21 protein-coding genes are annotated in these 26923 nt (G+C 72.9%); 7 read left to right on the top strand and 14 right to left on the bottom strand.

All coding sequences use genetic code 11. The features are described from left to right. Nucleotides 1-198: 198 nt before the first annotated feature. Nucleotides 199-1716 carry a cellulase family glycosylhydrolase gene (locus ACWEVN_RS17280; RefSeq protein WP_452051899.1) on the bottom strand — a complete coding sequence of 506 codons (1518 nt, stop codon included), beginning with the start codon at nucleotides 1714-1716 and terminating at the stop codon, nucleotides 199-201. A 164-nt stretch (nucleotides 1717-1880) separates the two neighbouring features. Beyond that, nucleotides 1881-3596 (bottom strand): GTP-binding protein, encoded by a 1716-nt coding sequence (locus ACWEVN_RS17275; RefSeq protein ID WP_452051898.1) that lies wholly within the window; start codon nucleotides 3594-3596, stop codon nucleotides 1881-1883. Between the two features lie 178 nt (nucleotides 3597-3774). Here ACWEVN_RS17275 and ACWEVN_RS17270 point away from each other — a divergent pair, with 178 nt between their 5' ends. Then, on the top strand, nucleotides 3775-4878 hold the full coding sequence (locus ACWEVN_RS17270) for a sensor histidine kinase (RefSeq protein WP_452051897.1): 1104 nt from the start codon (nucleotides 3775-3777) through the stop codon (nucleotides 4876-4878). A gap of 74 nt (nucleotides 4879-4952) precedes the next feature. After that, nucleotides 4953-6236 (top strand): phosphopyruvate hydratase, encoded by a 1284-nt coding sequence (gene eno, locus ACWEVN_RS17265; protein ID WP_449685266.1) that lies wholly within the window; start codon nucleotides 4953-4955, stop codon nucleotides 6234-6236. Between the two features lie 50 nt (nucleotides 6237-6286). Here the strand turns inward: eno and ACWEVN_RS17260 are convergent, their stop codons facing one another. From ACWEVN_RS17260 to ACWEVN_RS17230, 7 genes are all read right to left on the bottom strand, one after another. Next, on the bottom strand, nucleotides 6287-6721 hold the full coding sequence (locus ACWEVN_RS17260; RefSeq protein WP_452051896.1) for a S26 family signal peptidase: 435 nt from the start codon (nucleotides 6719-6721) through the stop codon (nucleotides 6287-6289). Next, nucleotides 6718-8532, bottom strand: a complete 1815-nt coding sequence (locus ACWEVN_RS17255) for an ABC transporter ATP-binding protein (protein WP_452051895.1) — start codon at nucleotides 8530-8532, stop codon at nucleotides 6718-6720. Before ACWEVN_RS17255 ends, ACWEVN_RS17260 begins: the two co-directional genes overlap by 4 nt. Next, the gene (locus tag ACWEVN_RS17250) at nucleotides 8529-9035 is read right to left on the bottom strand and encodes a TlpA disulfide reductase family protein (protein ID WP_449685263.1); all 507 of its coding nucleotides are present in this window, start codon (nucleotides 9033-9035) and stop codon (nucleotides 8529-8531) included. The genes ACWEVN_RS17255 and ACWEVN_RS17250 overlap by 4 nt, the downstream gene beginning before the upstream one ends. Further along, on the bottom strand, nucleotides 9035-9535 hold the full coding sequence (locus tag ACWEVN_RS17245) for a MauE/DoxX family redox-associated membrane protein (RefSeq protein ID WP_452051894.1): 501 nt from the start codon (nucleotides 9533-9535) through the stop codon (nucleotides 9035-9037). Before ACWEVN_RS17245 ends, ACWEVN_RS17250 begins: the two co-directional genes overlap by 1 nt. Nucleotides 9536-9606: 71 nt before the next feature. Further along, the gene (locus ACWEVN_RS17240; protein ID WP_449685261.1) at nucleotides 9607-9774 is read right to left on the bottom strand and encodes a hypothetical protein; all 168 of its coding nucleotides are present in this window, start codon (nucleotides 9772-9774) and stop codon (nucleotides 9607-9609) included. A gap of 126 nt (nucleotides 9775-9900) precedes the next feature. Beyond that, nucleotides 9901-12324, bottom strand: a complete 2424-nt coding sequence (locus ACWEVN_RS17235) for a tetratricopeptide repeat protein (RefSeq protein ID WP_452051893.1) — start codon at nucleotides 12322-12324, stop codon at nucleotides 9901-9903. Nucleotides 12325-12392: 68 nt separating this feature from the next. After that, a complete protein-coding gene (locus tag ACWEVN_RS17230) occupies nucleotides 12393-13559 on the bottom strand; it encodes an SGNH/GDSL hydrolase family protein (RefSeq protein ID WP_452051892.1) in 1167 nt (388 codons plus the stop codon). Nucleotides 13560-13644: 85 nt separating this feature from the next. On the opposite strand from ACWEVN_RS17230, the gene ACWEVN_RS17225 reads away from it, so the two are divergent. The 3 genes from ACWEVN_RS17225 (at nucleotide 13645) to ACWEVN_RS17215 (ending at nucleotide 19997) form a co-directional block, all read left to right on the top strand. After that, nucleotides 13645-16776, top strand: coding sequence for a BTAD domain-containing putative transcriptional regulator (locus ACWEVN_RS17225; protein ID WP_452051891.1), 3132 nt, complete (start codon nucleotides 13645-13647; stop codon nucleotides 16774-16776). A gap of 76 nt (nucleotides 16777-16852) precedes the next feature. Next, on the top strand, nucleotides 16853-18313 hold the full coding sequence (locus tag ACWEVN_RS17220) for an FAD-dependent monooxygenase (RefSeq protein ID WP_452051890.1): 1461 nt from the start codon (nucleotides 16853-16855) through the stop codon (nucleotides 18311-18313). Nucleotides 18314-18557: 244 nt separating this feature from the next. Next, on the top strand, nucleotides 18558-19997 hold the full coding sequence (locus ACWEVN_RS17215) for a DUF1996 domain-containing protein (protein ID WP_452051889.1): 1440 nt from the start codon (nucleotides 18558-18560) through the stop codon (nucleotides 19995-19997). Nucleotides 19998-20059: 62 nt separating this feature from the next. Here ACWEVN_RS17215 and ACWEVN_RS17210 read toward each other — a convergent pair whose 3' ends face one another. The 4 genes from ACWEVN_RS17210 to ACWEVN_RS17195 form a co-directional block, all read right to left on the bottom strand. Next, nucleotides 20060-20509 carry a hypothetical protein gene (locus tag ACWEVN_RS17210; protein ID WP_452051888.1) on the bottom strand — a complete coding sequence of 150 codons (450 nt, stop codon included), beginning with the start codon at nucleotides 20507-20509 and terminating at the stop codon, nucleotides 20060-20062. 56 nt (nucleotides 20510-20565) lie between these two features. Then, nucleotides 20566-21297, bottom strand: coding sequence for a hypothetical protein (locus ACWEVN_RS17205; RefSeq protein WP_452051887.1), 732 nt, complete (start codon nucleotides 21295-21297; stop codon nucleotides 20566-20568). A 160-nt stretch (nucleotides 21298-21457) separates the two neighbouring features. Continuing rightward, nucleotides 21458-22594, bottom strand: coding sequence for a glutathione-independent formaldehyde dehydrogenase (locus ACWEVN_RS17200; RefSeq protein WP_452051886.1), 1137 nt, complete (start codon nucleotides 22592-22594; stop codon nucleotides 21458-21460). A 64-nt stretch (nucleotides 22595-22658) separates the two neighbouring features. After that, nucleotides 22659-23609, bottom strand: coding sequence for a zinc-binding dehydrogenase (locus ACWEVN_RS17195; protein ID WP_452051885.1), 951 nt, complete (start codon nucleotides 23607-23609; stop codon nucleotides 22659-22661). A 116-nt stretch (nucleotides 23610-23725) separates the two neighbouring features. Here ACWEVN_RS17195 and ACWEVN_RS17190 point away from each other — a divergent pair, with 116 nt between their 5' ends. Then, a complete protein-coding gene (locus ACWEVN_RS17190) occupies nucleotides 23726-24163 on the top strand; it encodes a PPOX class F420-dependent oxidoreductase (RefSeq protein WP_449685253.1) in 438 nt (145 codons plus the stop codon). A 15-nt stretch (nucleotides 24164-24178) separates the two neighbouring features. Then, nucleotides 24179-25639, top strand: a complete 1461-nt coding sequence (locus tag ACWEVN_RS17185; protein WP_452051884.1) for an aldehyde dehydrogenase family protein — start codon at nucleotides 24179-24181, stop codon at nucleotides 25637-25639. 45 nt (nucleotides 25640-25684) lie between these two features. On the opposite strand, the gene ACWEVN_RS17180 is transcribed toward ACWEVN_RS17185, so the two are convergent. Continuing rightward, nucleotides 25685-26899, bottom strand: coding sequence for a zinc-dependent alcohol dehydrogenase (locus ACWEVN_RS17180; protein WP_452051883.1), 1215 nt, complete (start codon nucleotides 26897-26899; stop codon nucleotides 25685-25687). Nucleotides 26900-26923: the final 24 nt, after the last annotated feature.

Here is a 26923-nt window from a genome sequence, read left to right as displayed (position 1 = left end):
CCGGCGGCCGGGGTGGCGGCGCGGGCGACGGGCCCAGCGCGAAGGCCGCGAGCAGCGCGGCGAGCAGGAGCTTGCCCATGAAGTCCCCCGGGTGACGGCGAGCGGGTGTGTCCACCGTGCAGACTGGCACGGACGACCTCGCCGGGGCGAGCACCGGCGGTCACCGCGGCCCGGCCGGCCGCGGTGACCACCGGCCCGTCACGGGTTGACCGTCAGGAGGTGGGCGCGGTACCCCTCGCCGTAGGTCTTGGTGGGCGTGCCCGCGTAGTCCTCGATCAGCACGTTGCCGCCGCTGCAGCCCCAGGGGTTCCACGTCCAGGCCGTGTACCCGAGGTGGTGCGCGTCCAGCCAGGCCAGCACCTGGTCGACGTAGTCGTGCGCGCAGCTGTTCTGCCCGATTTCCCCGGCCTGCACCGGAACCTGGGCCGCGACCGTCCCGATCTGACTGTCCCAGCAGGACACGGTGACGCAGGCGTTGAAGTTGTAGCTGTGCCAGGACGCCATCAGGTTGCCCGCCGGGTCCACGGGCTTGTACGCCAGCCACTGCGTCAGATCGTTGGTCCAGGTGAGGCCCGCGGTCATCACCACGTTCTTCGCGCCGGTCGCGCGGACGGCGTCGACGAGTTCCTGCATGCCCGCCACCGGGTAGGCGATGCCGGTGCAGGTGCCGCCGTCGCGCAGGCACTTCCACGCGGCGGCCGCGTCGGACCAGTTGGCGGCCGCGTCCGGGTAGGGCTCGTTGAACAGGTCGAACACCACGGCGTCGTCGCCCTTGAACGCGGTGGCGACCTGGGTCCAGAACGCCGGCGTGTACTGCCGGCTGGGCATCGGCTTCTGGCAGGTGGCGTTGACGTCGGTGCACGCCGACGACGTCCCGGTGTACTGGCCGTGCGTCCAGTGCAGGTCCAGGATCGGGTTGATCCCGTTGGCCTCCAGGAGTTTCGCGTAGTCCTTGACCGCCTGCTGGTAGGGGGCGCCGCTGGGGGTGCCGGACAGGCCGAGCCAGCAGTCCTCGTTCAGCGGGATCCGGACCGCGTGGATGTTCCACGCCTTCATCGCGTCGACCGAAGCCTGGTCGACCGGGCCGCTGTCCCACACGCCCTTGCCCTGCACGCAGGCGAACTCGCCGCTGGAGCGGTTGACGCCGAGCAGCCGGTAGGGCTTGCCGTCGGCGGTGAGCAGCTGGTTGCCCGAGACGTGCAGCGCGGGCGCCGGGCCGGGCGGCGGCGGGGTCGAGGTGGTCGTCGTCGGCTTGGTGATCGGGGTGGTCGCCGTGGTCGGCGGGGTGCCGGTGCACGCGGCGCCGTTGACCGCGAAGTCGGTGGGCGTGGTGTTGGTGCCGCTGTAGGAGAAGTTCGCGCCGGTGCTGACCGAGCCGCCGGCCGGGATGGCGCCGTTCCAGCTCGCGTTGGTGACGGTGATCCGCTTGCCGGACTGCGTCCACGTGCCCATCCAGCCCTGCTGGAGGGTCTGGTTCCCGGCGTAGGAGTAGGTCAGCGTCCAGCCGTCGGCCGCCGCGGAGCCGACGTTGGCGATCCCGACGGTGACGCCGAACCCGCTTCCCCAGTCGTTGGCCGAGTAGGTGACGCGGCAGGCGAACGCGGCACTCGACTCACGCGCGGACGACACCGCCGTCGTCGTCGTGACGACCCCGGCGGCGACCGCGAGTCCCGCCACCGCGAGCGCGGCAGGACGTTTCCCGGCTCTTCCCCACATCGGCACTCCCTTGGGCGAAGTGAGCTTCTGGGAGCGTTCCCAGACGCCGTCACACGGTCGCTGCCCGGCCCCGGGTTGTCAATCACCAACGCCGACAATGGGGCCGAACAGCGCCCGGCGCGTTCACCCGACGACCGCAGGCGTCTCCGCCGCCTGGAGTCCCCCTACGGCCGCCACGGACGGTGGCCGCCGGGCTCGGCCGTGAAGACGGCTTCGCCCTGGCCGAGAGCGGGCAACCGACGCCGGAAGCCCGCAGTCGCGGCCGCCGGGAGCGTGCCGCTCAGCCGGGCGACCCCGGCCTCGATCACCGGTGGCTCGCAGACGGCCTCCAGCTTGGCCAGCACGATCAGCGCCGCTCCGGCCGCGTGCTCGGGCACTTCGAGGTCGAACCGGTCCACCGGCTCGTACACGCGGGTGCGCGCCCGCGCGAGCGCCAGTGCCAGCAGCCGCGCGGTGACTTCCCGGAACCCGCCGGCCGTGCTGAGCGGTGGCTGGAACCCCGAGTGGGTCAGGGTGACGACGCAGTCGGTGACCTCCCAGCCGTGCGGGCCGCACCCCGCCGCGCGGTACACCGTCTGCTCGATGGCCGTGTGGAAGGCCCGCGGGAGTGAGCCGCGTTCGACGGCCAGCTCGTAGCGGATCCCGCTGCCGGTGTCGCCGGGAGCCACCCGCAGCCCGACCGTGGCGACCGGATCGGCCGGGCCGAGCCGGTCCAGGAACTGGACCGCTTCCCCGACACCGACGGGCTTTTCGACGTGAACCGGCTCCGGCGGCGCGAACCGGGCGGTGAGCCCGAACTCCTCGCGCAGCCGCTCGAGGAGCACCTCGATCTGGACTTCGCCGTAGGTCCGCACCGACAGGCCGCCGCGATCGACCCGGAGACCGAGCAGCGGGTCCTGGTCGCACAGCTCCCGCAACGCCTGGTGCAGCCGGGTTTCCTCGCCGGGCCGCGCGGTGACGACCGAGACGAGCCCGGGCGACGGGAACAGCCCGGCGTCCGCCACGCCGTCCGGGGAACCGAGCCGGTCGTCGACACGGACGTCACCGAGCCCCGAGAGCCGGACCAGGTCGCCCGCACCCGCGCACGTGACCTTGGTGCCGGCGAGCGTCATCGCCGTGACCCGTCGCCGGCTTCGCTCGACCGTGCCGTCCCCCGCGCGCCGAAAGAGGTCCACCCGGTCACGCAGCCGCAACGTCCCGCCGTGCACGCGGGCGTAGGCGATCCGGTCGCCGCCGCGGCCGCGTTCGATCTTGAAGACGGTCGCGCGGAGTTCGGTGCCCGGCACCGCCGTGGGCAGGAAGTCCACGATGCCGGCGATGAGCTCGGGCACGCCGGCGCCGGTCATGGCCGAGCCGAAGAACACCGGGTAGGCCGCGCCGGCCGTCACCTGGTCACGGACGGCCTCGGCGGCCGGCACCATCGCGCGGGACAGCTTCGCCCGCAGGTCGTCGAGCACCCCGGCGGGATCGACGCCGGGCTGGTCGAGCTTGTTGACGAACACCAGCGTCGGCACCCGCAGCCGGCGCAGGATGCGCCAGAGGATGCGCGTGCTCGCCTGGACGCCGCTGGGTCCCGAGACGACGAGGACGACGCCGTCGAGCACGCCGAGCGCGCGTTCGACCTCGGCGACGAAATCGGCGTGCCCGGGCGTGTCGATGACGTTGACCGTCCGGTCGCCGGCCCGGAAGGAGACCACGCCGGTGCTGATCGTGATCCCGCGCCGCCGTTCGATGGCGAGGGTGTCGGTCTGGGTGTTGCCGTCGTCGACGCGGCCGAGCGAACCGACCGCGCCGGTGTCGAACAGCAGCCGTTCGGTCAGGCTGGTCTTACCGGCGTCGACGTGGGCGAGAATCCCGATGTTGAGAGAAGTGAAGGACAAAGAGCACTCCGGATGCCGCAACGCGTACTGGGGATTCGGCGGTGTTGCGGATCTGGCGCATGCTGCCCCCTTCTGCGGACCGGTCGGAGCGGCCCGACCGTAGCCGACGGCCCGGCGGGTGACCAACGGATTAACCGCATATGCCCGCGATATCCCGTCCGGCCTACCCTCACGGCTCGTGAACAGGCGCCCCGGGCTCAGCGCGCGGCTGAAGCTCACCATCAGCTACGCCGGGTTCCTCCTGCTCGCCGGTGCGGTGCTGCTCGCCGTCGTGTGGGTGTCCCTGCTGCGGTACGTGCCCGACAACGATCAGGACCTGCTCTGGATCGCGCCCAACCGGTACCTGCTCGTGCGCACGTTCGCGCCCGCCGCGGCCACCGCGCTCGGCTTCCTGCTCCTGTTCGGCGTCCTCGGCGGCTGGCTCCTCGCCGGACGGATGCTCGGCCCGCTCACCCGGATCGCCGACGCCGCCCGGCTGGCCGCGCACGGCTCGCTGTCCCACCGCATCCGCCTGACCGGCCCCGCCGACGAGTTCCGCGAGCTCGCCGACGTCTTCGACACCATGCTCGAACGGCTCGAATCCCAGGTCGGCGAGCAGCAGCGGTTCGCCGCGAACGCCTCCCACGAGCTGCGCACGCCGCTGGCCGTTTCGCAGGCCATCCTCGACGTCGCCGGCCAGGACCCGGACTACCCCCGGGAGGAGCTCGTCGACCGGCTCCGCACGATGAACACCCGGGCGATCGACCTCACCGAGGCCCTCCTGCTGCTCGGCCGCAGCGACCGGCGGCACTTCACCCGCGAGGCCGTCGACCTCTCCCTCGTCGCCGAAGAAGCCGCGGAAACGCTGTTGCCACTGGCCGAACAGCGGCGGATCGAGCTGGACGTCACCGGGGAGCCGGTCCACGCGACCGGGTCCGCCGCGCTGCTCCTGCGCATGGCGACGAACCTCGTCCAGAACGCGATCGTCCACAACCTGCCGGACGGCACGGTCACCGTCCGCACCGAACGCCGTCGCTACGCGAGCGTGCTGCTGGTCGAGAACACCGGACGGCCGCTGCCGCCCGAGCTGGTCCCGACGCTGACCGAGCCCTTCCAGCGCGGGACCGCGCGCACACGCACCGACGAACACGACGGCGTCGGCCTCGGGCTGGCGATCGTGCACAGCATCGTCCGGGCCCACGACGGGATGCTGGAGCTGGCACCGCGTCCGGACGGCGGCCTCCTCGTCACGGTCCGGCTCCCCGCTCGCCGGGGCAAAAATTCCTCGGGATCGATTCAGTGAAATTCTGCTAGCCTCGCCTCGTCTCGCGGCTCACCGTGGCGCCGCTCCCGCTCGACGAACTCACGAGGAGTGCGATGACTGCCATCGTCGGTGTCAAGGGCCGTGAAGTGCTGGACAGCCGGGGCAACCCGACCGTCGAGGTCGACGTCGAGCTGGCGGACGGTTCGCGCGGCCGGGCCGCGGTGCCCTCGGGCGCCTCGACCGGGACCAGGGAAGCGGTCGAGCTGCGGGACGGGGACAAGACGCGGTTCCACGGCAAGGGCGTGCGCAAGGCCGTCGACGCGGTCAACACCGAGATCGCCGAGGTGATCGTGGGCCTGGACGCCGAGGCGCAGGCAACGGTCGACCGCGCACTGATCGAGCTGGACGGCACCGCGAACAAGGCCCGGCTCGGCGCGAACGCCACCCTGGGCGTGTCGCTCGCCGTGGTCAAGGCGGCCGCGGCCGCCAACGGGCTGCCGCTGTACCGGTACGCCGGCGGGGTGTTCGCGCACCTGCTGCCGATGCCGATGATGAACATCATCAACGGCGGCGCGCACGCGGACAACCCGATCGACTTCCAGGAGTTCATGATCGGCCCGGTCGGCGCGCCGACGTTCGCCGAAGCGGTGCGAATGGGCTCCGAGGTGTTCCACACGCTGCGCAAGTCGCTGCACGACGCCGGGCACAGCACCAACGTCGGCGACGAAGGCGGTTTCGCGCCCAACCTGAGCTCGGCCGACGAAGCGCTGGAGTTCGTGCTGCGGGCCATCGAGCAGTCCGGTTACACGCCCGGCGAAGACATCGCCCTGCTGCTCGACCCGGCGGCGTCGGAGTTCTACACCGGCGAGGTGTACGACTACACGGGCGAAGGCCGCAAGCGCAGCGTCGAAGAACACGTCGCCTACCTCGCCGAGCTCACCGCCCGCTACCCGATCGTGTCCATCGAGGACGGTCTGGCCCAGGACGACTACGCCGGCTGGAAGCAGCTGACCGACACGATCGGCGACCGCGTCCAGCTCGTCGGCGACGACGTCTTCTGCACCAACGTGAACCTCTTGAACGACGGCATCGAGCGCGGCATCGGGAACTCGATCCTGGTGAAGGTGAACCAGATCGGCACCCTGACCGAAACCCTGACCACGGTCGAGACGGCGCACAAGGCGGGCTACTCGGTGGTGATGTCCCACCGCTCCGGCGAAACGGAGGACACGACGATCGCCGACCTCGCGGTGGCCACGAACTGCGGCCAGATCAAGACCGGCTCGCTGTCGAGGGCGGACCGCACGGCCAAGTACAACCAGCTCATCCGCATCGAGGAGGAGCTCGGCGCCGAGGCCCGCTACGCGGGAGCGACCACGATCAGCGGCCGGCGCTGAGACCGCGGCCGGTCGTGAGTGGTAAGGCGGGTTCTAACCCGCCTTACCACTCACGAGCCGTCGTTCGCGCGGGGTACGTGGCGCACCACGACACCCACGATCCGCTCCCGCGGCACGAACCCGTAGTGGCGCGAATCCCAGCTGGTCGGCCGGTTGTCGCCCAGGACCACCGTGCAGCCGGGCGGGACCAGCTCGCCGCCGAGGCCGTGGATGTCCGGGTCGGCCCAGTCCGCCGGGATGCGGTCGCCCGCCACCGCCACCACGCGCTTGAGCAGCAGCTGGTCGCCCACCGGCGCGCCGCTCGGCAACTGGGGGAAGCGCAGCAGGGCCACCTGGCCGCGGCGGGCGCGGCGGGTCCGGCGCACCAGGACCCGGTCGCCGGACGACAACGCCGGCTCCATGCTCGGACCGTCCACAGTGGTCATGATCAGCCGGCGGCGGACGGCGAAGACGCCGAAAGCCAACAGCGCTAGGAGAACTTTCACGACGCCGCCTGGTACCCGTCGGCCTGCAGGCGGAACAGGCGGGCGTAACCCCCGCCGGCAGCGAGCAGGCTGTCGTGCGTTCCCAGTTCCGTCACGCGGCCGTCCTCGAGGACGGCGATGCTGTCGGCGTCGCGGACCGTGCTCAGCCGGTGCGAGATGAGCAGGCTCGTGCGGCCCTGCCGGTGCTCGCGGATGCGGGCGTGCACCTCGTGTTCGGCCTCCGGGTCGAGGCCGGAGCTCGGCTCGTCGAGGATCATCAGGTCGCGGCCCTCCCGGACGAGCGACCGCGCCAGCGCCAGCCGCTGCCACTGCCCGCCGGACAGCACCACGCCGGCCGAGGTGCCGATCTCGAAGATGCGGGTGAGCGGCGTGTCGTAGCCCTCCGGCAGGGCGGCGATCCGGTCGTGCGCGCCCGCGCGGGTCGCCGCGGCCACCAGCCGGGCTCGATCGTCCAGTGCGGACAGTTCGCCGAGCCCGATGTTCTCGGCCGCCGTCATGTCGTAGTTCATGTGGTCCTGGAACACCGCACTGATCCGGTTGCGCAGCAGGGCGTGCGGCACGTCGCACAGGTCGACGCCGTCCCAGAGGATCCGCCCCCGCGTCGGGTCGTACATGCGGCACAACAGCTTCACGAGCGTGCTCTTGCCCGCGCCGTTGAGACCGACGAGAGCGACCGCGGTGCCGTGCGGGATCGTGAGGTCGACCCCGCGCAGCACCCACGGGTGCTCGTCGCTGTAGCGGAACCAGACGTCGCGCAGCTCGATCCCGTGCCGCAGCGGGGGAACCGTGTCGCGGGACCCGCTCGGCAGGTCGGGTTCCGCGCGGACCACGGCGACGTGGTGCGCGAACGACAGCAGCCGGGCCTGGCCGTTGGCGATCGACGACGCCAGCGTCCCCAGCGCGGCCTGCACCCCGGCGACGGCGGCGACGAACATCGAGACGGCGCCGGCGCTGAGCGACCCGGCGCGCGCCGACGTGATCGCCCACCAGAGACCCGCCCCGGCGACGGCCGCGCTCAGCGCCGTCAGCCCGCCCATCGTCCACAGCTCCCGGACGTCCATCCGGCGCTGGGCTTCGTTGGCGCTGCGGCGTTCGTCCATCAGCCGGGCGCGCAGGAACGCCCCGATGCCGAACAGGCGGATCTCGGTCGCGGCGGGGATGCCGGTGAGCAGCTGGGTGTAGAAGAACTCGCGCCGGGCGAACCGCTCGATCCGCCACTCGACCGCGGCGCGACGCCGCGACAGCAGCAGTTCGGCGAGCAGCGCAGGAAGCGCGGCGGCCAGCACGACGCCGGTCATCGCCGGGCTCAGCAGGAGCAGCGAGCCGAGGAAGCCGGCCAGGGAGAGCGTCCCGCTGAGCGTGCCGCCGACGCCGTCGACGATCTCTGGCATCCGCCCGCAGCTCTCCTGGGCCAGCCGCAACCGGTCCTGGTAGGCGGGGTCCTCGAAGGTGCGCAACCCGACCTGGCGGCCGAGGGCGGCGAACAGCCGGTCGGTGGCGACCGTGCTCGCCGCGCGGCCGATCTGCGCGCGGACGTAGTGGGTGAGCACGGGCAGCGCGGCGACGGCGAGCCCGGTGAGCACCAGCGCCCCGGCGAGGCCGCCGACCGAGCCCGTGCGCTCGACGAGCCGGTCGAGGACGAGCTTGGTCAGCCAGGCGGTGGCGATCGGGGCGGCGGCCGCGGCCACCGTCAGCACCAGCAGGCCCAGCAGCCGCGCCGGGCCGGACCGCCACAGCAGCGCGGCGGCGGCCGCGGCCGCCGCCCGCACCTGGCCCGCGCCGATCCGCCGGTCCGGTTCCGCCACGGTCACCGGCCGGCGGGCACGGGCAGCTCGTGCACCCGTCCGGCGGTCGCGGTCACCCGCCCGCCGTCGACGACGTACAGCGCGGGCGTCCAGGTGTTGCGGAACGCGGCGGCGACCGGGCCGCCGTCGAACGCCGCCGTCACCACGTGGGCGACCTCGGCGAGCGCGCGCACGGTTTCCGGCTCGTCGCCGGCGAAGACGGCGACGACGTTGTCACGGCCTTGCGCGCGGGCGTAGGCGAGGAAGCCGGGAAGGGTTTCGTGGCAGGCGACGCAGTCGGCGGAGAAGAACGCCACGGTGCCATTCAGCTCGGCAGCCGTGAGCGGCTCGCCGTCGGTCGTGGTGACGGCGAACTCGCCGACGGCCGCACCGGGCTGCAGCGCGAAGAGCGAACCGGAATTCGGCTGCCCGGTCTGCGTCCTCATCCGGCGCAGGATGCCGACGGTCAGGAGCAGGTTGAGCAGGCAGCACAGGCCGAGCAGCACCAGCGCGGCGACGACGATGGGCATCAGGAACTCCTTGCGAACAGGACAGCGATGTCGTCCATGGCGATGACGAGCACGGCCACCACGACGCCGGCCGCGAAGGCCACCGCGGCCCCGGCGACGGACGGCAGGTGCTCCGGCGCGAGCGCGCCGAGGAGGGCGGAGCAGATCAGCAGGGTGTTGCGGACCAGGTGACGCGGACCGATCGGGGATTCGGTCGCGCCGAAGCAGCGGCAGGGAGCACGCCGCCCGCGTCGCAGTGAAGCGGCGATGGCGGCGGTGAACGCCAGCAGCAACGCCGTCGCGAGGGCGAAACCGGCGATCGGGGTGACCAGCACGAGGACGGCCGAGGCGAGTTCGGTGCCCACGACGGCCACCGACACCGGCGTCACCCACCGCGCGGGCATCGGCACCAGCGCGGGCACCGAGCGCGCGAACCCGCGGAAGTCCCGCAGCTTCGAGAACGACGAAGCGGCGAACACCACGGCGATCAGCGCCGTGCCGGCGGCCCGCAGGTACTCCATGTCACTCCCCCACACCGGGTGGTGTCCGCGGGGAAGGGGGCGGACACCACCCGGCACGTCGCCGGTGCGGCTCAGCAGCTGCTGCGGACCTTGGACCACTCGCAGCCGGTCTGCGGGCAGCAGAACCGGTACCAGTAGCCGGGGTGGCCCTGGGCGTTGCAGAAGTAGGCGCCGCTGCAGGCCGAAGCCTCGGCGGTGGGCACGAGCCGGTTGAGCACGCGGTCGATCAGGCGCCCCATGGTGTCTCCCTTCGACGGTGGGTGTCCGAGGCGTGGGAAGTGGTTCGCACCCCCCGCGCCGGCTGCGAGCATTGCGGGCGGCGCGGGGCCCGGGCAGCAATCCCGGACGAACCCGGACGGCGCCGGTCAGCCGCCCGCCGCCACCGGGCGACCCAGCGCCGCCGCGATCTCCGGCGACTCCGGCAACCCCAGCTCCCGGTGCCGCTCCCGCGCCGCCAGCCAATGGCGCCGCGCGCCCTCCGGATCACCAACCGCGGTCAACGCCCTGGCCAAGCCCGTGTGCGCCCGCGCTGCCGCGTGCAAACTGCCCAATTCCGCCGCCATCGCCAACGCGCACTCGTGGGTCGTGCGGGCGTCGTCCGTGCGGCCGAGTTCCTGGGACGCCTCCGCCAGGCACAGCAGCGCCTCCACGTGCAGGTCGCGGTCGCCCGCCTGCTCGGCGATCGCCGTCGCGCGGCGGAAGTACGTGCAGGCCTCGGCGTGGCTGCCCGACCGCAGGTGCGTGTCGCCGATGTTGAGCAGGGTGCGGCCGGTGTCGCACAGGTCGCCGGACTGCTGGTCCATGGCCAGTGCCTTCAGGTGGCTCTCCAGCGCCTCCGCGTACCAGCCCAGCCGCCCGTAGACGAAGCCGAGATTGGTCAGCGCGGTCCGCTCGCCCGCCCGGTCGCTCAGCTCGCGCGCCAGCGACAACGTCTCCCGCTGAAAGCCCGCCGAGCGCACGAAATCGGCGTTCCAGGAGGCGATCGCGCCCAGTGTGCCGAGCGCCCGGCACTCGCCGGAACGGTCTCCGGCGCCGCGGAAGCAGGCCAGTGCCTCCTCGGCGTGCCGGGTCGCGACGTCGTAGCGCCCGACCTGGCCGTGGGTGGCCGCCAGGCTCAGCAGCGCGTGCCCGCGGGCGATCGGGTCCGCCGACTCCGCCGCGCTCGTGTGCAGGACCAGCGCCTCGCTCAGGTGGCCGCCGGTCTGCAGGTACCGGAACAGCAGCCGCGACAGCAGGCCCGCGTGGCCGGACGGCACCCCGTGCACGCCGGCGCCGACCAGGTTGGCCCGTTCGGCGTCCAGCCACGCGGTCGCCGGCTCGCGGTCGGCCAGCGGCGGGATCGGCAGGCCGGGGTCGGGGACGCGGAACCGGTAGTCCCGCATCCGCGGCGCGTACTGGTCCATCGCGGTCGCCGCGGCGAAGGTGTAGTAGTCGAGCAGCCGGGTCACCGCGGCCTTCCGGGCGGCGGGCGCGTCCTCGTCCTGCGCCCGCGCCATCCCGAACGCGCGGATGAGGTCGTGCAGCTCGAACCGGCCCGCCTCCCCGCGCCGCACCAGGCTGGCCGCGACGAGCCGGTCCGCGGTCCGGGTCGCCTCCGCCAGGCCGGTCCCGGCCAGTGCGGCGACGCCGTAGGCGTCCAGGTCTGCGCCCGGGTGCAGGGCGAGCAGCCGCAGGACCCGCCGTTCCGGCTCGGCGAGCTGGTCGTAGGACAGGCTGATGGACGCGTCCACGGCGTTGTCGAGCCGCAGGTGCGCACGCCGCTGCTCCAGCCGCTCCAGGTGGTCGGCCAGCAGCCACGACCGGTGGGCCGGCGCGGTCATCCAGAGCGCGGCGAGGCTCAGCGCGAGCGGCAGCCGCCCGAGTTCGGCGGTGATCCGCCGGGCCACGCCGGGCGCCTGGTCGACCCGCGCCGCACCGACCGTGCGTCTCAGGTACGCGAACGCGTCGTCCGGGCTCAGCACGTCCAGCGGCACGGGCGTGGCCCCCGCCAGTCCGGTGAGCGCCAGGCGGCTGGTGACGAGCACCGGGCCGCCCCGCTCGCCGGGCAGCAGCGGCCGGACCTGGTCCTCGCTGCCGGCGTTGTCGAGGACGACCAGCAGCCGCCGCCCGGCCGAACGCTCCTGGTAGACCCGCGTCTTGCCGGCGAGGTCGGCGGGGACGGCGTGGCCGGGGACGCCGAGCAGGCGCAGGAACGAGTCGAGCACCGCGCCCGGGTCCACCGGCGGCTGGCCGGAGTCGGGGTGGAACCCGCGCAGGTTCACGAAGAGCGCGTTGTCGCACCGGCCCGTCCGCACCAGCTCGTGTCCGAAGTGGACGGCCAGTCCGGTCTTGCCGACCCCGGCCATGCCCGCGATCACCGCCGGCCCACCCGCGCCGAGCACCTCGCCGAGCCGCGCGAGCTCCGCCCGGCGCCCGGTGAAGTGCGGGACGGCCTCCGGCAAGCCGAGCTGGGCCTGCACGAAGATCGCCGCCTCCGCGCGGCCGCGGACCACCCGCAGCACGTCCTGCCACTCGCCGACGTACCCCGGGTCCGGGTGCAGCACCTCGACCACGGCCAGCAGCAGGTCGGTGTTGGGCCGCGCCCGGCCGGTCTTGAAGCAGTCGGCGACGGTCGTGCGGGCGGTCCGCTCCCCGGGCGGGCGCCCGGCGGCCGTCCAGAGCCGGTTGACCCGCTCGGCGATCTGCGCGTACGACGGGCCGCCCGCCCACGCCTTGAGCAACCGCAGTTGCCCGATCAGCTCGGCCAGCGTACGCGCAAGCCCCGGATCGGGTGGTTCGGTGAACGCCATTCCGCCATGGTGGCCGCGTTTCCGCGATCGGCGTCCCGATTTCGCCCCAGAAGGCGCCCGGTTCGGTGTCAGCCGAAAAGCGACAAATCGACAGACTCGGCCAAGGCCCGGTAACCGGCGTCGCTGCCGTGCAGGAAGTCGCCGGAGTGGAACTCCGCCCGGATCCGGCTCGGCTGGTCCGGGTCGCGCCAGACGGCGTCGAAGTCCAGCACCGCGTCGAACGCCCCGCCGGTGCGGATCCACTCGTTCACCACCTGCCGCGCGGCCTCGCCCTCCGCGGAGTAGGCCTCCGAGCCGCCGAAGGGCGCGATGGTGGTGGCGTAGACCCGGACGCCGTGTTCGCGCGCCCGGGCCGCCAGCTGCCGGAAGCCGGCGATGACGTCGTCCGTCGTCACCGGCCCGCCGGGGAACATCTTCAGGAAGTCGGCGAGAGGACCGTCGTCGCGCGGGGCGAAGGAGATCGCGATGTCGTTGCCGCCCGCGGACAGCACGACGCCGCCGAGGCCCGGCGTCGCCAGGACGTCCCGGTCGAAGCGGGCCAGCACTGAGGCACCGAACCGGTCGTTGAGCATCCGGTTGCCACTGATGCCCTGGTTGACGACGAAGCCGCCGCCGCGCGCGGCCAGCAGTTCCGGCCAGCTGTGGTGGGTGTCCGGAGTGGACCCGGCGCCGTCGGTGCGCGAGTCGCCGATCACGACGACAGCCGAGGCCGGCGCGTCGGGGAGCACGTCGACCGCGGAGAGCAGCGCCCGCGCCGGCAGCTCCCTGGCGTCCGGCGGCAGCTCGGGAGCGGCGACGGCGTCACCGGGGATCGTCCAGCCGGTGTCCAGGACGGGATCGTGGCACGTACAGGTTTCCACGCGTCCGGGCAGGTGGAGGCTGATGGACAACTCCGTGAGCGCCGCCGCCGGCAGGTCGACCGGGTCACTCAGCATCGGCGCCCCCACCGGGATGGTGCCGGACGCGGCACCGGCGAACGTCAGCGCGCGCCCCTCCCGCACCCCGCCGCCCGGCACCGCGAGACCCACGTGCGCCGCGCCGATGGTCACCGGCGCGGTCCCGAACTCGTTGGTGAAGCGGACGCGCACCCGGCGCCCGCCACCGCTGAGGCGCACCACCTGGCGCAGGGTCACGCCGGCGAGCGGCGGGTGGTCGTCGAGGGAGCCCAGCCCGTCGTGAGCCGATTGGGGTGCCGCACCCCAGCTGCGCACCCAGGGAATCTGCGTCTCGGTCATGTCTGCCTCCGTTGCTGGATCCGATGTCCGAAGGCTGCGGCGGGCCGCTCACACGCGACGCACGCGGCGCTGACACGATCGACGCATGGAGGGGCTTCGCATCACGCTGCTGGGCACGTTCCAGGTGTCCCGGGGTGACGTCGTCCTGCCGGTGCCGGGCGCGCGGCTGCAGGCCCTGCTCGTCCGGCTGGCGCTCGCCGGCGGCCGTGCGGTCGAGCCGGGCGTGCTGGTCGACGCCGTGTGGGGCGACGATCCGCCGTCCGGCACCGCCTCGGCCCTGCAGACCCTCGTCTCCCGGCTGCGCCGCGCCCTCACCGCGGCCGACGGGGTGCTCGTGCAGGTCGCGGGCGGCTACCGGCTGGCCGTGGACACCGTGGACGCGGTGCGCTTCGAAGAGCTCGCCGCGGCAGGCCGCGAACGGCTGCGGGCCGGGGACGCGGACGCCGCGAGCGCCGCCCTCGCCGAGGCCGTGGCGTTGTGGGGCGAGCCCGCGGTCATCGCCGCCGTCGCCCCGGCGGTGGCGACCCGGTTGATCCGGCTGTCGGTCGAGGCCGTCGCCGACCTCGCCGACGCCGAGGTGGCGCTGGGACGCGCCGAGCCGGCCGCCGCCCGGCTGACCGCGTTGCTGGCCGAGCACCCGGCGCACGAACGCGCGGCGGCCCTGCTGATGGACGCGCTTGCCGCACAAGGACGTCAGGCCGAAGCGCTGACCGTGTACGAGCGGGTCCGCCAAACCCTCGCGGAAGAGCTCGGTGCCGATCCGGGCACCGCCTTGCGGGAACGCCACCTGCGCCTGTTGCAGCCCGCGCCCGAACCGGACCGGCCCCGGCCCGCTCCCCTGCCCGCGCCGCTGACCAGCTTTCTCGGCCGCGACGACGACCTCGCGCGCCTCGGCGCCTTGCTCACGACCGGCAGGCTGGTCACCGTCCTCGGCCCGGGCGGCGCCGGCAAGACCCGGCTGGCGCTGGAGGCGGCTCGCCGCTACCGGCACGACGTCCGGCTCGTCGACCTCGCGTCCGTCACCGAACCGGCGAAGGTGGGGCAGGCCGTGCTCGCCGGGATCGGGCTGCGGGGCGGCGCGCTGTTCGACGCCCGCCGGCGCGCCGGTGGAGGCGAAACGGACGTGCTCGTCAGCGAACTCGGCGGGCGGGAAAGCCTGCTGCTGCTCGACAACTGCGAGCACCTGATCGACGCCGTCGCCCACCTGGTCGCGACGCTGCTGCCGCGCTGCCCCGGCCTGCGGGTGGTCGCCACCAGCCGCGAACCCCTGGCCGTGGACGGCGAAGCGCTCGTGCCGCTGGGCCCGCTCGCCTTGCCCGGCCCCGATGACGACGTCCGCGAAGTGGCGTCCGTGCGGTTGTTCGCCGAGCGGGCGGCCGCCGTGCGTCCCGGCTTCGCCGTCGACGACACCACGCGGGCCGACGTCGTGCGCGTGGTGCGGGGCCTGGACGGCCTGCCGCTGGCCCTTGAACTGGCCGCCGCCCGGCTGCGGACGCTGTCGCTGCCCGACCTGGCCGACGGGCTCGCCGACCGGTTCCGGCTGCTCACCACCGGCAGCCGGACCGCGCCGCCGCGGCACCGCACCCTGCGTGCGGTCATCGCGTGGAGCTGGGAGCTGCTCGACGAGCGCGAACGCACGGTCGCGGACCGGATTTCCGTCCTGCCCGGCGGGGTCACGGCCGCGTCGGCCGCCGCCGTCTGCGCCGGCGCGGTGCCCGCGGGCGACGTGCCCGAGTTGCTCGCCGCCCTCGTCGACCGGTCACTGCTGCAGCTCGCGCCGGGGCGCTATCGCATGCTCGAGACCATCCGCGAGTACGGGCTCGAGCGCCTCACCGGCTCCGGCGACCTCGGCCCGGTCCGCGACCTGGCCGCGGCCCACTTCGCCGGGTTGCCGGCCCGGTACGACCCCGAGCTGCGCGGACCCGGCCAGCTGGCGGCGATGGCCGTCATCGGTGCCGAGTACGACAACACGCTCGCCGCCCTGCGGCACCTGTGCACCACCGGCAACGCCGCCGCGATCGGCCTGGCCCTGGCGCTGACCTGGTACTGGCAGATGTTCGGCCGCGACGCCGACGCCGGCTACTGGCTCGGCGAGGCCTTGGCGGTGCCCGGCGAGCCGTCTCCCGAGCGGGACTGCGCGCGGGCCGCCCACCTGCTCAGCCGGGCGGACATCCTGTCGGGCCTCACCGCCCGGGAGGCCGAGGCGGACCGCGCGGAGATGCGCGAGCTGGCCGGACGGCTGCTGGCGCACCCCGGCCTGCCGAGCCACTACCGCGTCTTCGGCCCGATGCTGCTCTTCCTGCTGGGCGACGAGACCGCCCCCGCGCACTTCCGGCGGCTGGCCGAGCGCGACGACGAGTGGCTGTCCGGGCTGGCGCACAAGTTCCAGGCCGAAATCGCCGAGAACGCGGGTGAGCTCGACCGGGTGCGCGTCCACGTGGAGGCGGCCCTGGCGGGTTTCCGGCGGGCCGGCGACCGGTGGGGCCAGGCGGCGACGCTGCCGATGCGCGCCCAGCTGCGGCGCTACGACGACCTCGACGGCGCGCTGGCCGACCTGCGCGAAGCCCGGGCGCTGGCGGGCGAATTCGGCGTGCCCAGCCTCGGCGACCAGCTCTACAACGACCTGCGCTGGTTCGACCTGCACGTCCGGCGCGGCGAAACCGGCCGGGCCCTGGACGTCATCGGCGCCGCCCGGGAACGGGTGCGGCGCACGTCGTCGGCGGACCTGCCGGTGCTGGTCGACGGCTGGGAAGCCGGGCTGCGGGTGCAGCTCGGCGAGCCGGCCGAGGCCGGTGCCCTGCTCGACGACGCCGAACGCCGGCTGCTCGGCGACACCGGGTTCCCCTCCGACCACGCCCGGACGCTGATCGCCGGAGCGCGCTCGGCCCTATGCCTGGCCCAGGGCGACCTGGCCGGCGCGGCCGAGGCCGGGCGCGCGGCGTACGCGGCCGCGCTGGCGGCCCGCGACCTGCCGATCCTGTCCCTGGTGGCGGTGCACACGGCCGCCCTCGCCGACGCACTCGGGCGGCCGCACGAATCGGCCGTCCTGCTCGGCGCCGCCGCCCGGCTGCGCGGCGCGCACGACCGCACCGATCCGCAGGTCCGTGCCCTCACCAGCCGCGGCCGGGCCGCGCTCGGCGAGGACGAATTCGCCGCGGCGTACGCGAACGGCTGGGAGCTGGACGCGGCATCGGCGGTGGCCCGCCTCGCTTTGTGAGCGCGGTGTGCGCGCCGTGTGCGTGCCGGCGGTCAGGCTCGGGGCACGTTGCACGACCTCGAGAAGGCGGTTTGTCATGCGTGACGTGGTGATCGTGGGGGCGGGCCCGGTCGGGCTGTTCCTCGCCGGCGAACTCGGCCTCGCGGGCCGTTCGGTGCTGGTGCTCGAACGGGAGCCGGAGCCGCAATCGCCGTGGCGGAGCTTCCCGCTCGGCCTGCGGGGCCTGACGGGCGGCTCGGTCGAGGCGTTCCACCGCCGCGGGATGCTGCCGGCACTGCTGGCCGCGTCCAATGTGGACGAACGGCCCGAAGCGGTCGTTCCCCGTTCGGCCGGCCACTTCGCCGGAATGCCGCTCGACCCGGCGGACGTCGACCTCGCGCGCCTGCCCCACCGGTTGCCCAGCCCGGCGCTCGACGGCATCATGACCAGCCTCGAAGCGGTGGAAACGGTGCTGGCCGAGCGAGCCGGCAAGCTCGGCGTCGAGATCCGCCGTGGCGTTGCGGTCACGGCGGTGGCGCAGGACGGCACGGGCGTGGTCGCCCGGGCCGGCGAGGAGGAGTACCCGGCCCGCTGGCTCGTCGGCTGCGACGGCGGCCGCAGCACGGTCCGGCGGCTGGCGGGCTTCGAGTTCGCGGGCACCGAGCCGCAGCTCACCGGGTACCTCGCGCTGGCCACGCTCGCCGATCCCGGCGTCCTCCGGCGGGGCTTCACGGTGACCCCGCAGGGGATGTACGTGACGATGTCCGAGCCGGGCCACTTCGGTGTGCTGGACTTCGACGGCGGGGCGTACGACCGTTCGCAGCCGCCGACGCGGGAGCACCTCGAATCGGTGCTGCGCCGCGTATCCGGCACCGACGTGACCCTCACCGACGTCCACCGGGTCTCCACCTTCACGGACCGCGCGAGGCAAGCGACGACGTACCGCCGCGGCCGCGTCCTGCTGGCCGGCGACGCGGCGCACATCCACTCTCCGCTCGGCGGCCAGGGCTTGAACCTCGGCATCGGCGACGCGATGAACCTGGGCTGGAAGCTCGCGGCGACACTGGCGGGGGACGCGCCTGCGGGTCTCCTCGACACCTACCCGGCCGAACGCCACCCGGTCGGCGCGCGGGTGCTCGACTGGTCCCGCGCCCAAGTGGCGGTGATGCGCCCGGACCCGCATTCCCGCGCGGCCCGGTCGGTCCTCGGCGACCTCCTCGCCACCCGCGACGGCACGACGTACGTCTTCGAGCGGACGTCCGGTACTTCGCTGCGCTACTTCGGCGAAGACGGCATCGCCGGGCGCAACGCGCCGGACTTCGTGCTGACGGACGGCACCCGCCTCGCCGACCTGCTGCACGACGGCCGAGGTGTCGCGCTGGACTTCGGCGGCCGACTGCCCGCGATCGGGGACCGGATCCGGTACGTCACCGGCCCGGCCCGGGACGACCTGGGGTTCGGGGCGGTGTTGGTCCGGCCGGACGGGATCGTCGCGTGGGCCGGGGACCGGGAGCCGGACGTGGGTTCGTTCGAGGAGGCCGTGCGCCGCTGGTTCTGAACCCGGGACCCGGCTGCGCAGCTCTCCGACCGGGCCGATGGTAACGAAACGGTAACGGCACTTTGCCAGTTTGAACCGCTCGTCCGAAATGCCCGTTTCTGCCTACGTCGGGACCGCGGCCGGAGGTCCGGAACTTCGGCCGCTCCCCGGGTCCCGCACGTCCGGACCGGACGTGTCGCTGGTCGCTGCCCGGGCCGCGCGTCACCTTGCCGCGCCCGGGAAACCGAACGAGGTGAACAACTCCATGCCCCGAAAACCCGCCACGGGCCGGCACCGCATCACCCGGCGCACCAAGCTCGCCACCCTCGGCCTGGGCCTGGCGCTCGCCGCCGGTGCCCTGGTCGTCGCCACCACCACCGGCGGCACCGGTACCGCCGGAGCGTCCGAAGTGGACAAGTCGTTCTTTGTCGACATCACGAAGGTGCCCAAGGGCACGAACGTCAACCAGGCCCTGCAACGCCAAGGCGCCCGCGGCAGCTTCACCGTGGACTGCGGCCGCAACGAAAACCAGCACTTCAACCCGGACAACTTCATCGCCCAGCCCGGCGTCCGCAACGGCGCCGAGCACCTGCACGACTACGTCGGCAACCTCTCCACCAACGCCGACTCCACCAACGAGAGCCTCGCGAAGGCCGGCACCACCTGCAAGAACGGCGACAAGTCGACGTACTTCTGGCCGGTCGTCCGCATCGACACCGAGGAAGACGAAGAGAACCCGCCCGCCAAGGAGGTCTCCGGCGATCGCGAGCGGGCCAAGCAGGAGAAGGCCGGGACGCAGGTCGACTGCCCGGACGTCGCCAGCAAGCTCGCCGACGTCCCCGACCAGGCCGCCGCCGAGGTCGAGCGCAACCTCGACTTGCTCGACAACCAGGTCGAGGAGGCGAACGCGCGGATCGCGGGCGGCGACCTCAAGTCGGAGCAGGACATCCGCAACGCCGTGCTGAACCCGCTCGGCGACAAGCGCAAGGCGACTCTCGACCGCATGGCCATCGCCATCGGCCGGACCGGGGCGAAGCCGGAGGACCTGGGCGGTCTGGCGGCCTGCGCCCTGAAGAAGAACGGCCAGGGCGGGCTCGACAACGGCGGCGGCAACAGCACCGGCAAGCCCGCCGAACTGCCGGGGGTCGACGAGAACAACGAGATCGGCGACAACGAAGGCGAGATCCAGCGCGTCGAGCGGGCCGACCTGACCTTCACCAGCGGCGGCGCCCGCCGGGTCGTGGCGATGCCGCAGTTCCTCCGGATCCTCTACGGCGACGCCAAGCAGAGCACGAACGGGCCGGCCAACGTCCGGCCGAGCTGGACGTGCAGCGGGTTCGAGGACCGGCTCACCGACAAGTACCCGATCTGTCCCGAGGGCAGCAAGGTCAAGCGCATCCACGCCTTCCCGAACTGCTGGGACGGCAAGAACATCGACAGCGCCAACCACCGCTCGCACATCGTGTTCGCCGATCAGCAGGGCCGGTGCCCGCAGGGCTTCAAGAACGTCCCGCAGCTGCGGATCACGCTGACCTACAACATCCCCCGGGCGGTTCAGGTCAACGGACAGTACAAAGTGGACGCCTTCGAGCAGGAGAACCACAACCCCCGCTCGGACCACGACGACTTCGCCAACGTCATGGGCCAGCGCCTGATGAACCAGGTGGTCCGCTGCATCAACAGCGGCCAGCGCTGTTCGCAGTGAACGTCCGGTAGGTACGGCTCAGGGCCGGAAAGTGTCTGCTTTCCGGCCCTGAGCGCGGGGGCTTACTGGTGCAGGAGGGAGGTCGCCGGCCCGAGGAGGGAGCCCGCGCCCTGCTGGTTCAGGTTCGGCATCGCGGGGAGAAGTCCCTGGACGTTCGGCAGGAGCCCGCCCAGCAGCGGCAGCCCGTCGCCGATGGCCCGGCCCGACTTCGCCGTCCGCGGCAGCGTCGGCAGGCCGGTCGCCGTCAGCTCGCTGCCGAGGGGCGCGTTGAGGTCCGGTTCCGTCAGGTCGCCGTCGACCTCGGCACTCGGGACGTGCTGCAGCAGGGACGCCGGCACCGAATACCGCACGGTCGGCGCGGGCAGCGCCTGGGCGACGGGCAGCACCGCGTCGACGGCCTGGGCCGGCTGCGGCAGCTCCACGCCGGCCGCGGCGGCGCTCCCGGCGCCGACCAGCAGGAGGCCGCCGCTGACCAGGGCGACCTGCAGGATTCGCTTGGTGTGAATGCGCATGACAAATACTCCTTCGAGCAAGACTGGGTGATTGGTCCGCGGAAAAACGAGGCGGATCAATCAGGCGTGACGCCGGGCCGGATTTCCGCGGACACCACACCACGGTGCGGCGCACCATTCCGGCAGCGCACCGACTGCGCGCGGGGTGCGGAATCCGGCAGCACGACATCGCCGTAACCGCGATCCTGCCCGGATGCGGGACCGGCATTGGCCGAAATCGAGCAGGGCGGCGGCCACAATCGTCCGCCGGGAGTATTCCCGCCGTGCTCGGCCTGGAGGTCGGCCGGCAACGGTCCCGTGGTCGTGACGACGCGAACCGGGACCATCGCCGGCGCGGGGCCGGCCGGTCGCTCGCGCGGGACGCTGTCCACCAGCGCGGGCGCGGCTTCGACCGGCCTCGCCGCGCTGGGACTCGCTTTTTCCGCGTGGTCGCGAGGACCTTCGACCGGCCTGTCGAGCTCGGTCGGCCCCGCCGCGGCAATTCGCCCGACGGCGGCGACGGCCGCGGGGATGGCCTTGGGGACCTGGCTTTTCACCAGGTCGGCCAGCCGAGCCGGGTCCACGCCCGGCAATTCGGGCACCACGGGCAGCACCGGGGCAGCCATCCCGAGCGGGCCGTCGGTGACCTGGGTGACGGTGCTGGCCGACGCGGTGGCCGTGAGCCACGCAAGCGCACAGGCGGCGGCCGCGCCCCCGACGACGACGAGGGCGCGCACCAGGAACCGACCGGCCTTCGCCGTGTCGTTTTCCCGCCTGGTCACGATTCGCAGTCCCGCCTGTTCCACCACCGACGATCAATCCCGCCGATTCGGCAGCTTCACCATAACGACACCGCATTCACCGCCGTGACGCACCCCCGTTTTCCGGGCACGCACAATTGTGGCAATTCACCCGGTACAGCGATATAAAAGCTGAATACCGGGGATTTTCGTCAGCCCGATCGGGGGATCACGGCCGCAACAGGACCTTGGTCCAGCCGTCTTCGCGGTGGTCGAACCGCTCGTAGCCCTCGGCCGCCTGCTCCAGCGGCAGTTCGTGCGACACGAGGAACGAGGGGTTGGCCCGGCCGGTGATGATCAGGTCGCGCAGCCGCCGGTTGTACCGCTTGACCGGGCACTGCCCGGTGCCCATGCGCTGGCCCTTCGTGAACAGCGTGCCGTAGTCGAACCCGATCCGGCCTTCCTTCGCTCCCTCAGTCGCCGCGCCCGGGTCCTGCGGGACGTAGACGCCGACGACACCGATGCCGCCGGTCGAGCGCACCGACTTGACCAGGTTGTCCAGCACCAGCTCCGGGTGTTCCTGGCCGGAGTGGTCGTGCGCCTGGTAGCCGACGGCCTCGACCCCGCAGTCCGCGCCCTGGCCGCCGGTGGCCGCCATGATCTGCTCGACCGGGTCCGCTTCGCTGAAGTCCACCGGCAGCACGCCGATCTTCTCGGCCATGGCCAGCCGGTCGCGTTCCTTGTCGACGACGTAGACCTCGGCCGCACCGCGGATCACCGCGCTGTGCGCGGCCAGCAGGCCCACCGGACCGGCCCCGAACACGACCACCCGGTCCCCCGGGCGCATTCCGGCCAGCTCGGTGCCGTGCCAGCCGGTCGGGAAGATGTCCGACAGCATCGTGAAGTCGTTCTCGTACTCGGTGCCTGCGGGCAGGTCGAGCAGGTTGAAGTCGGCGTAGGGCACGCGCAGGTACTCGGCCTGGCCGCCGTCGTAGGGGCCCATGTTCGCGTACCCGTACGCGGCGCCGTCCATGCCTTCGGCCGGGTTGACCCGCAGGCAGAACGACGTCCAGCCCTCCAGGCAGTTCCGGCAGGTGCCGCAGGCGATGTTGAACGGCACGGACACCCGGTCGCCCACCTTCACCCGGGTGACGCCCGCGCCGATCTCGACGACGATGCCCATGTTCTCGTGGCCGAGGACCTTGCCCTCCTCGACCGCGGTCCGGCCTTCGTACATGTGCAGGTCGGAGCCGCAGATGTTCGTCGTCGTGATCTTCACGATCGCATCCGTCGGCTGCTCGATCCCCGGATCGGGTACCTCGCGCACTTCCACCTGGCGCGGACCCCGGTACACCACTGCCTTCATCTCGGCTCCCATCGATCACCGCATGTCCGGCGCGGCTACCCGGCTTGTCCCGCGGTAACCCCGATCAGGTGAGGTCGAGGATCGTCTTCCCGCGGCCGTGCCCGGAATCGAGCCGCTCGTGCGCTTTGCGCACCTGGTCGAGCGGCAGGACCTCGTCGACGACCGGCCGGGCCTGACGCCGTTCGAACACCGGGGTCAGCTCCTCCAGGCGACGGCGTTCGCGGGTGAGCATGATCCCGTGCAGCTGCTGGTTGCGCTGGTACAGCGGGCTCAGCTCGCCCTTGGGCGCCAGCACCGTCGCGATCCGGCCGAACGCGCGGGTCGCCGCGCAGCTCTTGACCAGGTTCTCCCCGCCGACGAGATCCAGCACGGCGTCGACCCCGGCGCCGCCGGTGTGCTCCAGCACCACCTCGACCGGGTCGGCGGCGTGGTAGTCGATCGGGACCGCGCCCAGGTCACGCAGGAGGTCCTGGTTGTCGGGGCCGGCCGTGGCCAGCACCCGGGCGCCCGCCGCGGCGGCGAACTGGACGGCGAACGTGCCGACCCCGCCCGCACCGGCGTGCACCAGCACCGTCTCACCGGGACGGACGGCGAGCCGGCGCACGATCGCCTCCCACGCCGTGCCCCCGGCCAGCGGGATCGCCGCCGCTTCGACGTGGCTGAGCCCGCGGGGCTTGGGTGCCGCGATGGCCGCGGCCACGACGTTCAGCTCGGTGTAGCCGCCCGACCGGGACGTCATTTCCGGCGTGTAGAAAACCTCGTCACCCTCGGCGAACTCCGTCACGCCGGCGCCGAGCGCCTCCACCACACCCGAGACGTCACCGCCCAGGACGGCCGGCAGTTCGAGGTCCGGGATCGCCACCCCCTGCCGGATCTTCGCCTCCACCGGGTTCGTCCCCGACGCGAACACCCGGACCAGGATCTCCCCCGGCCCCGGCTCGGGCCGGTCGACCTCTTCCAGCCTCAGGACTTCCGGACCACCGAATTCCGCCATCACCACGGCTTGTACAGACATCCCGTTCGCGTACCCGGCGAAGGACCGGGCAAACGACTTCCGTTTGCCACCCACTCGCGCGGGTAGCCGCCCAGCGCGGCGTAGTGCGCGCCGCCCTTGACCGGAAGGAGCACGACGTGCCCGCACGCACCGCCGACGGCCCGGACCTGCTGCCCGAAACCGAAGAGCTGGCCACCGGCAAGAACTTCGCCGCGGTCACCACCGTGCTGCCGAGCGGGCGGCTGCAGACCCAGATGATCTGGGTCGACGTCGAGGACGGCGAGATCGTGCTCAACACCGAAACCCACCGCGTGAAGGCCCACAACGTCGCCCGCGACCCGCGGATCACCGTGCTGATCCGGGATGAGGCGAACCCCTACCGCTACGCCGAGGTCCGCGGCCAGGTGACCGGCGTCGAGAACGGCGAACGCGCCCGCCGCCAGGTCGACCGGCTGTCCCGCAAGTACACCGGCGAGGACTACCCACCGGACAACATCAAGTCCGAGCGCGTCATCCTGCGCGTGACCCCCGAGCGGCAGACCTACATCGACCAGGCCAAGGGCATCGCCGACTGACCAGGAGGACGGAACGTGGGACTGCTCGACGAACGGGACCGCTGGTCCGGCCGGGTGTTCACCGGCGAATGGACCTCCACCGGCGCAACCACGGCCTCGACCGAGCCCGCCACCGGCGACGAGCTCGGCCAGGTCGGCACGGCCACCGCCGACGACGTCGCCCGCTCCGCCGCCACCGCGGCCGAACACGGGCAAGTCTGGGCGCACGCCGACTACCGAAAACGCGCCGCCGTCCTGCGCCGCGCCGCGGCCCTGTTCGAACAGCACCGCGACGAGATCGCCGGCTGGCTCACCCGCGAAGCCGGGAAAACCGCCACCGCCGTCGAACTCGAGCTGAACCTCACCCTCGACGAGCTGCACGAAGCCGCGTCGCTGGCCAGCGCACCGTGGGGCACACTGCTGCCCACCACGCAACCCGGCCGCACCAGCATGGCCCGGCGCGTCCCCTTCGGCGTGGTCGCGGTGATCGCGCCCTGGAACTTCCCCCTCATCCTGGCCATGCGGTCGGTCGCCCCGGCCCTGGCGACCGGCAACGCCGTCGTGCTCAAACCCGCCAGCGACACCGCGATCTGCTGCGGCGTCGTCATCGCCCGCCTCTTCGAAGAAGCCGGCCTGCCCGCGGGGGTGCTGCACATGCTGCCCGGCAAGGGCAGCGAGCTCGGCAACGCCGTCGCCGAAGACCCGCACATCGACATGATCTCCTTCACCGGCTCGACCCCGGTCGGCCGCGAACTGGCGAAGGCGGCGGCCGCCGGGTTCAAGAAGTTCGTCTCCGAACTCGGCGGCAACAACGCGTTCGTCGTCCTCGACGACGCCGACGTCCCGGCCGCCGCGGCCGCCGGTGCCTTCGGCAGCTTCGTCCACCAGGGGCAGGTCTGCATGGCCGTGGGCCGCCACCTGGTCGCCGAGAAGATCGCCGGCGCCTACGTCGAAGAACTCACGCGGATCGCCGACGGCCTGCGGGTCGGCGATCCCCGCGAGGACGTCGACCTGGGGCCGGTCATCAACTCCAGCCAGGCCGAGCACATCGAATCGGTCGTGACGCGATCGGTCGACGCGGGCGCGAAAGTCACCTCCGGCGGCCGCCACGATGGCTTGTTCTTCCGGCCGACCGTGCTCGCCGGCGTCGCCCCCGACATGCCGGCGTTCACCGAGGAGATCTTCGGCCCGGTCGCGGTCGTCACCACCTTCACCGACGACGACGAAGCCGTCCGCCTCGCCAACGCCACCCCGTACGGGCTCGTCGCCGGAGTCCACAGTGGATCCGCCGTTCGCGCCCGCGCGGTCGGCGACCGGCTGCACGCCGGCATGGTGCACGTCAACGATCAGACCGTGAACGACGAAACCATCGCTCCCTTCGGCGGGATCGGCGAATCCGGGGGCAGCAGCCGGTTCGGCTCGTTCGTCAACCTCGACGAGTTCACCCGCTGGCAGTGGGTCACGGTCCGCGACGAGCAGAGCCGGCCCCGGCTGTGAGCACCGGCCGGCCGGCGCGGACCGTGACCGGCGCCGGTGGAACGGTCAAGCGGAGACGTCCAGGACGGTCTTGAGCCAGCCTTCCTCGCGACGGTCGAACGTCTCGTACGCCGAGATCGCGTTCGCCGGTTCCTCGTGCTGGGTGATGAACGCCAGCGGGTCGACCGCGCCGGAGGCGACCAGGCCGAGCAGCAGCGGCACGTACCGGCGGTGGTTGCAGTTGCCCAGCTTGACGGTCAGGTTGCGGTTCATCGCGTCGCCCAGCGGGAACCGGTCGAAGCCCGGCGGGTACACGCCGATCACGCCGATGCTGCCCGCCTTCGCGACGGCCTCCACCGCCCACCGCGCGGCCAGGCTCGGCGCGTCCCCGGGCACCCACTGCTCCCCCGACGGCGAGGCGTCCGGCGCGGCCAGCGCCCGCTCCTGATCGAACTGTTCCGCCTGCTCCGCGAGCTTCTCGGCGGCCGGGCCGCCCGACGGCCGCTGCGCGTCGACGCCGACCGCGTCGATCACCCGGTCCACCCCGATGCCACCGGTCAGCTCCTTCACCACCGCGACCGGGTCCTCGCGGTTGAAGTCGACGGTTTCGGCGTTCTGCCCGCGGGCCTTGTCCAGCCGTGACGGCAGCCCGTCGACGACGAACACGCGCCCCGCGCCCTGCCGCTTGGCCGAGGCGATGGCGAACTGCCCGACCACGCCGGCGCCCAGCACCAGCACGCTGTCGCCGTGGCCGACCCCGGCCAGCCGGGCGCCGAACCAGGCGGTCGGGAAGATGTCCGAGACCAGGATCGCCTGGTCGTCGCTCACCGGGTCGGGAATGCGCACCAGCGTGGTCATCGCGAACGGGATCCGGGCGTACTCGGCCTGGAGCCCGTCGACCGGGCCGGTCGTTTCGGGGCCGCCGAAGAACGACGTCCCCGCCGACGGCCCGTTCGGGTTGGCCGTGTCGCACTGGGCGAAGTACCCGGCCCGGCAATACGAACAGGTGCCGCACCCGATCGTGGACGTGACGACCACGCGGTCACCGGGTGAGAACCCGCGCACGGCCGGACCGACCTCTTCCACCACCCCGACGGCCTCGTGCCCCAGGATCGTCCCCGGCTGCATGCCGGGCATCGTGCCGCGGACCAGGTGCAGATCGGTGCCGCAGATGGCGCTGCGGGTGACGCGGATGATCGCGTCGCTGGGTTCGAGGATCTTGGGGTCGGGCACCTCGTCGATGCGGATGTCCCCGATGCCGTGCCAGACGACTGCCTTCACTGCTCCTCCTTCGGCCGGAAGCCA

This window comes from Amycolatopsis sp. NPDC003861 (assembly GCF_053605405.1).
This window is presented reverse-complemented; position numbering and strand designations above follow the sequence as displayed.

Coding starts and splice junctions, on each gene's coding strand:
- ACWEVN_RS17250 (WP_449685263.1), bottom strand. CDS start 9,035: ATGCCCATCGTCGTCGCCGCGCTGGTGCTGCTCGGCCTGTGCTGCCTG.
- ACWEVN_RS17215 (WP_452051889.1), top strand. CDS start 18,558: ATGCCCCGAAAACCCGCCACGGGCCGGCACCGCATCACCCGGCGCACC.
- ACWEVN_RS17240 (WP_449685261.1), bottom strand. CDS start 9,774: ATGGGGCGCCTGATCGACCGCGTGCTCAACCGGCTCGTGCCCACCGCC.
- ACWEVN_RS17210 (WP_452051888.1), bottom strand. CDS start 20,509: ATGCGCATTCACACCAAGCGAATCCTGCAGGTCGCCCTGGTCAGCGGC.
- ACWEVN_RS17200 (WP_452051886.1), bottom strand. CDS start 22,594: ATGAAGGCAGTGGTGTACCGGGGTCCGCGCCAGGTGGAAGTGCGCGAG.
- ACWEVN_RS17230 (WP_452051892.1), bottom strand. CDS start 13,559: ATGACCGAGACGCAGATTCCCTGGGTGCGCAGCTGGGGTGCGGCACCC.
- ACWEVN_RS17225 (WP_452051891.1), top strand. CDS start 13,645: ATGGAGGGGCTTCGCATCACGCTGCTGGGCACGTTCCAGGTGTCCCGG.
- ACWEVN_RS17280 (WP_452051899.1), bottom strand. CDS start 1,716: ATGTGGGGAAGAGCCGGGAAACGTCCTGCCGCGCTCGCGGTGGCGGGA.
- ACWEVN_RS17220 (WP_452051890.1), top strand. CDS start 16,853: ATGCGTGACGTGGTGATCGTGGGGGCGGGCCCGGTCGGGCTGTTCCTC.
- ACWEVN_RS17245 (WP_452051894.1), bottom strand. CDS start 9,535: ATGGAGTACCTGCGGGCCGCCGGCACGGCGCTGATCGCCGTGGTGTTC.
- eno (WP_449685266.1), top strand. CDS start 4,953: ATGACTGCCATCGTCGGTGTCAAGGGCCGTGAAGTGCTGGACAGCCGG.
- ACWEVN_RS17195 (WP_452051885.1), bottom strand. CDS start 23,609: ATGTCTGTACAAGCCGTGGTGATGGCGGAATTCGGTGGTCCGGAAGTC.
- ACWEVN_RS17235 (WP_452051893.1), bottom strand. CDS start 12,324: ATGGCGTTCACCGAACCACCCGATCCGGGGCTTGCGCGTACGCTGGCC.